This is a genomic window from Pseudomonas sp. NBRC 111123 (assembly GCF_001320205.1).
Lineage (GTDB): Bacteria > Pseudomonadota > Gammaproteobacteria > Pseudomonadales > Pseudomonadaceae > Aquipseudomonas > Aquipseudomonas putida_J.
In genome coordinates this window covers 1-1,016 of sequence record NZ_BCAZ01000102.1, presented here as the reverse complement: position 1 = coordinate 1,016, position 1,016 = coordinate 1, and the positions used below count along the sequence as shown (strand labels likewise).

Below are 1,016 nucleotides of genomic sequence, written 5' to 3'. Positions count from 1 at the left end.
GAAGAAAAAGCACGCGGTATCACCATCAACACCGCTCACGTCGAGTACAACTCGAACATTCGTCACTACGCTCACGTTGACTGCCCAGGTCACGCTGACTACGTGAAGAACATGATCACCGGTGCTGCCCAGATGGACGGCGCGATCCTGGTTTGCTCGGCCGCCGATGGTCCGATGCCACAAACCCGTGAGCACATCCTGCTGTCCCGTCAGGTTGGCGTTCCGTACATCGTGGTCTTCCTGAACAAGGCTGACCTGGTAGACGACGCTGAGCTGCTGGAACTGGTCGAGATGGAAGTTCGCGACCTGCTGTCCACCTACGACTTCCCAGGCGACGACACTCCGATCATCATCGGTTCGGCTCGTATGGCGCTGGAAGGCAAAGACGACAACGAAATGGGCACTACCGCTGTCAAGAAGCTGGTAGAAACTCTGGATGCCTACATCCCTGAGCCAGTTCGTGCCGTCGACCAGCCATTCCTGATGCCAATCGAAGACGTATTCTCGATCTCGGGTCGTGGTACCGTTGTTACCGGTCGTATCGAGCGTGGTATCGTCCGCGTTCAGGATCCGCTGGAAATCGTTGGTCTGCGTGACACCACCACCACCACCTGCACCGGTGTTGAGATGTTCCGCAAGCTGCTGGACGAAGGCCGTGCTGGCGAGAACTGCGGCGTTCTGCTGCGTGGTACCAAGCGTGACGACGTTGAGCGTGGCCAGGTTCTGGTCAAGCCAGGTTCGGTCAAGCCGCACACCAAGTTCACCGCAGAAGTCTACGTTCTGTCGAAAGAAGAAGGCGGCCGTCACACTCCGTTCTTCAAAGGCTACCGTCCTCAGTTCTACTTCCGTACCACTGACGTGACCGGTAACTGCGAACTGCCGGAAGGCGTTGAAATGGTAATGCCAGGTGACAACATTCAGATGACTGTTACCCTGATCAAGACCATCGCAATGGAAGACGGTCTGCGCTTCGCTATCCGTGAAGGCGGTCGTACCGTCGGCGCCGGCGTCGTAGC

At 57.4% G+C, this 1,016-nt stretch carries 1 protein-coding gene; it reads left to right on the top strand.

The features are described from left to right. A partial coding sequence (gene tuf / locus APH27_RS25445) for an elongation factor Tu (protein ID WP_060486223.1) occupies positions 1–1,016 on the top strand: 1,016 nt, incomplete at both ends.